At 41.0% G+C, this 7,018-nt stretch carries 6 protein-coding genes; 1 reads left to right on the top strand and 5 read right to left on the bottom strand.

All coding sequences use genetic code 11. The features are described from left to right. Window positions 1–438: 438 nt before the first annotated feature. The 4 genes from AC1DVB_RS14980 to AC1DVB_RS14965 form a co-directional block, all read right to left on the bottom strand. The gene (locus AC1DVB_RS14980) at window positions 439–1,776 is read right to left on the bottom strand and encodes an APC family permease (protein ID WP_057276284.1); all 1,338 of its coding nucleotides are present in this window, start codon (window positions 1,774–1,776) and stop codon (window positions 439–441) included. 375 nt (window positions 1,777–2,151) lie between these two features. Next, window positions 2,152–3,204, bottom strand: coding sequence for an NAD(P)H-dependent glycerol-3-phosphate dehydrogenase (locus AC1DVB_RS14975; protein WP_034308035.1), 1,053 nt, complete (start codon window positions 3,202–3,204; stop codon window positions 2,152–2,154). Between the two features lie 16 nt (window positions 3,205–3,220). After that, window positions 3,221–4,531, bottom strand: coding sequence for a ribosome biogenesis GTPase Der (der, locus tag AC1DVB_RS14970; RefSeq protein WP_034308039.1), 1,311 nt, complete (start codon window positions 4,529–4,531; stop codon window positions 3,221–3,223). Between the two features lie 497 nt (window positions 4,532–5,028). Beyond that, a complete protein-coding gene (locus AC1DVB_RS14965) occupies window positions 5,029–5,649 on the bottom strand; it encodes a YphA family membrane protein (RefSeq protein WP_063575741.1) in 621 nt (206 codons plus the stop codon). A gap of 112 nt (window positions 5,650–5,761) precedes the next feature. On the opposite strand from AC1DVB_RS14965, the gene AC1DVB_RS14960 reads away from it, so the two are divergent. After that, window positions 5,762–5,893, top strand: coding sequence for a YpzI family protein (locus tag AC1DVB_RS14960; protein ID WP_065311210.1), 132 nt, complete (start codon window positions 5,762–5,764; stop codon window positions 5,891–5,893). A gap of 67 nt (window positions 5,894–5,960) precedes the next feature. On the opposite strand, the gene fni is transcribed toward AC1DVB_RS14960, so the two are convergent. Next, window positions 5,961–7,007 carry a type 2 isopentenyl-diphosphate Delta-isomerase gene (fni, locus tag AC1DVB_RS14955; RefSeq protein ID WP_106026973.1) on the bottom strand — a complete coding sequence of 349 codons (1,047 nt, stop codon included), beginning with the start codon at window positions 7,005–7,007 and terminating at the stop codon, window positions 5,961–5,963. Window positions 7,008–7,018: the final 11 nt, after the last annotated feature.

Below are 7,018 nucleotides of genomic sequence, written 5' to 3'. Positions count from 1 at the left end.
GTACAGCATTGCATTCGCACCCACTTTCCCAACCATGACACGGAATCCGTCACAATAATCAGTAAATTCAATGCTTATGGAAAGGTCAGTACAGAGGGGAATTTATTAAAAGCAATATAATTGAAATGAATAATTAATCCATCAGTGTCGACTAACCTGCAAAAACAGGCGTATGTATGAATGGACTTTTGCATATAAACCTATACCGAACCTGCCGAAGGAATGACTTTGCCAACATTACATAACGTACGCCGGGAAAAGCATTACCATGAAAGCTCCCGGGCACCATACTAAGCGACATATTCTTGCCCTAAGCGCTGAATACATGTTGCTAACGCCATGAACGGAAATAGACAACAAGCAATAGCATTAATGGCCTCTTCATTTCTCATCAGGCATATAACACCCTCCCTCGTGTAATGAAACAGTAGAATAAATTCACTGTGCTTTTTCAAATTGGAATAGCGGAGGGGATTCCGTAAACCATTTTGTCCGATATAGAAGATAAACAATCCCAATTCCCGCCCAGACTATTCCTAAAATCAAGGAACTCATCTCGAGATTAAGCCAAAGGATGAAGACCGAAGCCGCGCCTAAAACCGGGGACAGAATAGTTGAAAGAAAACCTTTAATTGTTCTGAAGCTTTTGTTTCTTATCGAATGGACGATTACACAAATATTCACGAAGGTAAAAGCGATTAATGCCCCAAAGTTTATGAGGGAAGTGGCCGTAACCAAATCAAGGAATAAGGCAACCAGTGATATCGACCCGACAAAAATGACATTAAAAAATGGCGTGTTGTACTTGGGGTGGACAAACCCAAATAGTTTTTTCGGAATCATTTGGTCACGCCCCATGACATATAGCAACCTAGAAACACTAGCGTGAGATGCAAGACCGGAGGCAAGCGTACCGCATAAGGTTCCTGCAAGAAAGAATGCCTGAAATAACTTCCCGCCCACGAAAAGGGCAATTTCCGGAGAAGCTGCTTCAGGATCGCTAAAACGGGAAACATCCGGGAAAAATAACTGTGTAAAGAATGATGCCGTCACGAATAAAACCCCTCCGATCAGGGCAGTCAAAAAGATGGCCCGGGGGACCGTTTTGGATGGATTCGGTGTTTCTTCCGATAAGGTAGTGACTGCGTCAAATCCCAAAAAAGAAAAACAAAGGATTGTAGCACCAGTTATGAGCGAAGAGATTTCCATATGGGGCCCGATGAATGGATGAACCGACAAGACCTCTCCAGTCCCTTCTCCACCCATGACTCCTTTAACGACAAGTGCCCCAAAAATGATGATGACCAACATTTGAAAAAAAACCAGGAAGCTATTAAAGTTGGCCGCAAAATTAACATTGAATAAGTTAATGACTGTCATTAAAAGGACAAATGCCACCACCCATATCCACGGGTATACTTCCGGAAAAAGAGCAGTTAAGTATATTTTTGTCAAAATGCCGTTCACCATCGGTAAAAATAAATAGTCAAGTAACGAAGACCACCCGACGAGGAAGCCTAAATGCGGACTGATCGTTTTTTGTGTGTACGTATAGGATGATCCTGCCTGCGGATATATTTTAACCATTTTTCCATAACTGGCTGCTGTAAACAACATTGCCAAAAGAGCAATGATATAAGCGGTCGGCACATGCCCCCCGGTTTTTTCGGAAACTATCCCGAATGTATCAAAAACAACCATCGGCGTCATATATCCAACACCGAGCAATACGATATGCCACAAGTTTAATGACCTTTTCAGATTACCTGTTTGCATGTATCATTCCCCTTCCTTTTATGCGAGAAAAGTTAAGACAAACTTTTCTAGCCTCCCTTATAAATTGTTGGTCATATTACACTTCGCAATTTTCATACCAAAAAAAAGGGTCGATTTTTAACAAAAAACAAGGAAATATGTAGAATGATTTATGCAAATTCGAATAATCTATTCAATTATTCATAAACAGAAGATTTTTTGCCAATAAAAAAAGCAGAAGATATTTAGATATCTTCTGCTCATTTGACTAAATCCCCCGTGCCGAGGTCAAATTACTAGTTTACTTTCGTTGCATTGTATGCTGATACACGGCAAGGCGCATCATCAAATGCCTAATTTAATGAAATTCTTTTATGAAAATCAACAGATTGGAGATTAATCCTGCTGCCTGCTATCCAATATGTTAAAAAGTTCTTCCATCTCATTCGTTTTTGAACGATTCATCAAAAGGTCAACTGCCTTTTTCACTTCTTCCCCATTGAATAAAACATCGTACAGGGCTTCGGTGATCGGCATATTCACTTCGTACTTTTGGGCTAGTTGATAGGCTGCTTTAGTGGTTCTGACACCTTCAACGACCATACCCATGTTTTCCAAAACTTCTTCAAGCTTTTGCCCTTTACCAAGCATATTCCCAGCTCTCCAATTACGGGAATGAACGCTTGTACAAGTGACGATCAAGTCGCCAATTCCAGCTAAACCTGAAAACGTTAGTGGGTTAGCCCCCATGGCCACCCCTAGACGGGATATTTCAGCCAACCCTCGAGTCATTAATGCAGCCTTGGCATTATCCCCATAGCCTAAACCATCTGTGATGCCGGCAGCCAAAGCGATGATGTTCTTTAAAGCCCCTCCGATTTCAACACCAATCAAGTCCGGATTCGTATATACACGGAAATTATTATTGATAAAGATGTCCTGAACCCTTTCGGCAGCTTTCATATTCTTTGAAGAAACGGCAACTGTTGTCGGGTGACGTAAACTGACTTCTTCTGCATGGCTCGGTCCTGAAAGAACCACTATATCCTTAAGCCATTCTGACGAAGAGACTTCTTCAATCATTTCCGATATACGAAGCAGGGAATCAGGTTCAATTCCCTTACTCACATGAACGATTGTCAACGGTTTATCATGAGCCTCTTCAATCTGGCCAAGCACTTCCCGGTAGGCTTTTGTCGGAACAGCCAAGATTATTATTTCAATCCCGGCCAATGCTTCCTTAATGGAAGAATAACCTTTAATCCCCAAAGGCAATTCAATCCCAGGCAAGTATTTTTCATTCGTATGATTTTGATTGATTTCATCGATTTGTTTCTGATTATGTCCCCATAATCTCACTTCATGCTGGTTATCAGCGATTACAAGCGCTAAAGCAGTCCCCCAGCTCCCAGCTCCRATCACTGCGATACTTTCTTTTTCTTTTACCACGGTATAACCACCTTTACTATTTTCTCTGGCGTCCAAAAATTCGTATTGGTGTTCCTTCAAAACCAAAGGCATCCCTAATTCGATTTTCTAAAAATCTCTCATATGAGAAATGCAATAACTCCGGATCGTTAACGAATACGACGAAAGTTGGCGGCTTGATGGCTACCTGTGTCGTATAGTAAATTTTCAAACGGTTTCCATTATGAGTCGGTGTCGGATTCATTGCCACGGCATCCATTACCACTTCATTCAATACATTTGTCTGAACCCGGATAGCATGATTCTCACTAGCCTGATCAATGACCGGTATTAAGGTATGTGTCCGTTTTTTCGTTAAGGCAGAAAGATAAATGATTGGCGCATAATCCAAGAACAGGAAATGAGCACGGATCTTTTCTTCAAAATCCTTCATCGTTTTTTCATCTTTCTCGATGGCATCCCACTTATTGACGACGATGATGACCGCCCTACCCGCTTCATGGGCATATCCCGCAATTTTCTTATCCTGCTCACGAATTCCTTCTTCAGCGTTCAGGACTACAAGAACAACGTCTGAACGTTCAATTGCCCTTAATGCACGAAGTACGCTATATTTTTCCGTACTTTCATACACCTTGCCTTTTTTCCGCATCCCTGCTGTATCAATAATGACATACTCTTTGCCATTATACTTATACGGAGAGTCAATCGCGTCACGAGTCGTACCTTCAATATCACTGACAATGACGCGTTCTTCACCTAACAATGCATTGACCAGAGAAGATTTACCTACGTTCGGTCTTCCAATCAAACTGAATTTAATGACATCATCAGCATAATCCGGGCCGTCAAATTTAGGGAAATGTTTAGCCGCTTCATCCAGAAGGTCACCAAGGCCAAGTCCATGAGACCCGGAGATCGGGAATGGATCGCCAAAACCTAACGCATAGAAATCATAAATTTGATCTTTCATTTCTGGGTTATCGACTTTATTTACTGCAAGGACAACCGGCTTTCTTGACTTATAGAGTATCTTTGCGACCTCTTCATCAGCAGCCGTTACACCTTCACGACCATTCGTCATAAAAATTATCACATCAGCTTCGTCAATGGCAATTTCAGCCTGCTGGCGAATTTGTTCTAGGAACGGCTCGTCACCGATATCAATTCCACCTGTATCAATAATGTTGAAATCATGTGTCAACCATTCACCCGAACTATAAATCCTGTCCCGGGTCACTCCTGGAACGTCTTCAACAATCGAAACCCGTTCTCCAACTATTCTATTAAAGATTGTCGATTTTCCCACGTTCGGACGACCGACTATCGCAATTACCGGTTTTGGCATTGCTATTCACCCTTTCTGCTACTATATCTCTGTCAAAGTCACGAAATTCATGAATGCATTTATTACGGTTGCTTTGCATTATTGATTTTCATAATTTCCTTTTAAAGGAAAAGGTTGTATTCATCATCATTTAAAGGAATCTTTCATCAGTAAGGATAATCCCAACTGATGTTCAGTTAAACTCATCAGGTATTCACGGGCGGTTTGTCCACTTGACGCCCCGGTTCCTTAGGTGACATGAAGCTGAAACCTCTGCATGCTAAAACTTGATTCTAAACAGCCCAAAAAAATGAAGAAAGCTTCGGCATACGGCTTCCTTTTTAATTGTTTAGAGCATTTTACGATTTATCTACAGACCTCTAACTATCCTATAGTAACAAATTTCTCGCCAATCAACAATGATTGTATGAATAAAAGCCTTCCAATTCCAATTGGTTCCATTTATATTTCTGCCTTTTGATAAAACAGCTAATACCCCATACTAATTTTCTCCATACTCATTGATTAAAATTCTCTTTTCCTTGTTTTGATAAAAATCTCGAATGGGAAATTGTATAAATGTATTGGCCAACCAGTTCCAACATTCTCCACAGTATGTTTGCTCCCAATACCAGCACGGCATTATCATGCCATGCGTAAGCAAGGGCCACATAAGGTAAAGAGTGGTAAGCAAGTAATCCGGAATATATGATATCTCCCAGCAGCATCCCAATTAAAAGGACGAACAATCGATGTTTCCAATTTTTAAAAAGTAATAATATAAGATAATTCAGGAAAATACACAAAAGATAAGAGGGTTTCATTATGAGCCATATTGGATCAAGTAAAGAAAAAAGTTGAAAACTCGCATAGGCGAGAGTGATAATAAGACTTCCGCTGATCAGTTCCATCATCTTGATGATTGATTTCTTCCTAATATATACACACAGAATAAAGAAAAGATACGGTCCGCTCAAATGCACGGAAACCAACGGAGACTCCAGTTTATAGCCCGCTAATACCATTACGGCTAATAGATGAAAAAGAAAATCAAAACGAAAGGGAACCGTTTTCGGAATAAAATACATGACAATGACCCAAACTATCCATGAAATCCAATAAAATATAATTCCATCCATGCAGCGTCCCCCCTTTTAGGAACATTATGGGTTGTTTATTCAAAGTATAAACGTTAAGCACGGCATTTAATGAGGAAACCTTACCCCATTCATTTAAAAAGGAGGTGTGAACATGGGAAAAGATCGACAAGAGAAGAAATTAAGAGAAAGTAAACGGGTGGAGTCCGACAGGGACCAATCACTGGGTCATAAAGGGGCAACAAGAATGGAAAGCCCTGAAGAGGCACGAAAAAGGAATAGTTAAGTCTATCCATGAACAAAAAGGAAGCATCTCCATTCGATCCAATGAGATGCTTCCTTTTTGTGGTCATTCATTTAGCATACGCGGAACAATCAATGCCTCTTTGAGATAACCAATGATAGGTATTTCCTTTGATGACTAATTTCGATTTTCTTAGCTCTGAGATATTACCGCATCCGAGTGCAGTCATGATGACCTTTAAATCTTCATGTATGTAATGTATTTCTTTAATCAAATGCTCCAAGCCCAACTCTTTATAGAGCTTGAGGAAATGTCCAGCCAATCCGACACCTTTCGCTCCTAGCGCCAGGCTTTTTGTAATTTCCAAAGGGCTTTGAATGCCACCCGACCCAATGACTGAAAGCTGTGGTGAAACATTCACTGCTTCGACAATCGAAGCGGCTGTCGGTATGCCCCATTCATTAAAATATCCGAGTATTTTTGCTCGTCTTTCATTCTCGATTTTAGCAAAATTCGTTCCGCCAAACCCGCCTACATCAATGATTGAAACACCTACGGAATGTAATTGCCGTACCGTTTCCATACTCATCCCAAATCCAACTTCTTTTACGATGACAGGAATTCCGATCGTTTTATTGATTTTTTCTATTCTCGAAAGGGTACCCGCAAAATCCCTGTCCCCTTCAGGCATCGTCAATTCTTGGATGACGTTAATATGTATTTGAAGGGCATCGGCCCCGATCATTTCGCTTGCCCGCTTAGCCTGTTCGACTGTTGCTTCACCACCGAGATTACCAATCAACACACCATCAGGATTTTCCTTCCTTACAACTTTGAAAGAAGCTTGCTGGCTAGGATCCTTGATGGCTGCCATTTGCGATCCTACCGCCATGGCGATTCCCGTTTCCCTTGCAGCAATGGCTAGGTCACCATTCAATTTTTCCGTTTCAGGGCCTCCGCCTCCGGTCATGGCATTTATAAAAATTGGCGAACTTAATTCAAGTTCGCCAACTTCTGCTGTGAGGTTCACATTATTCAAGGAAATACCTGGTAAGCTTTGGTGAATAAACGAAATATCTTCTAGTCCGGTTTGATGCTGCTGTCCTGTCTTAAGCGCAAATTCTATATGATCTAATTTTCGTTGTTTTCTCTCCAAGGCCATCACCA

This window comes from Peribacillus sp. P4_D6, assembly GCF_056401795.1.
This window is presented reverse-complemented; position numbering and strand designations above follow the sequence as displayed.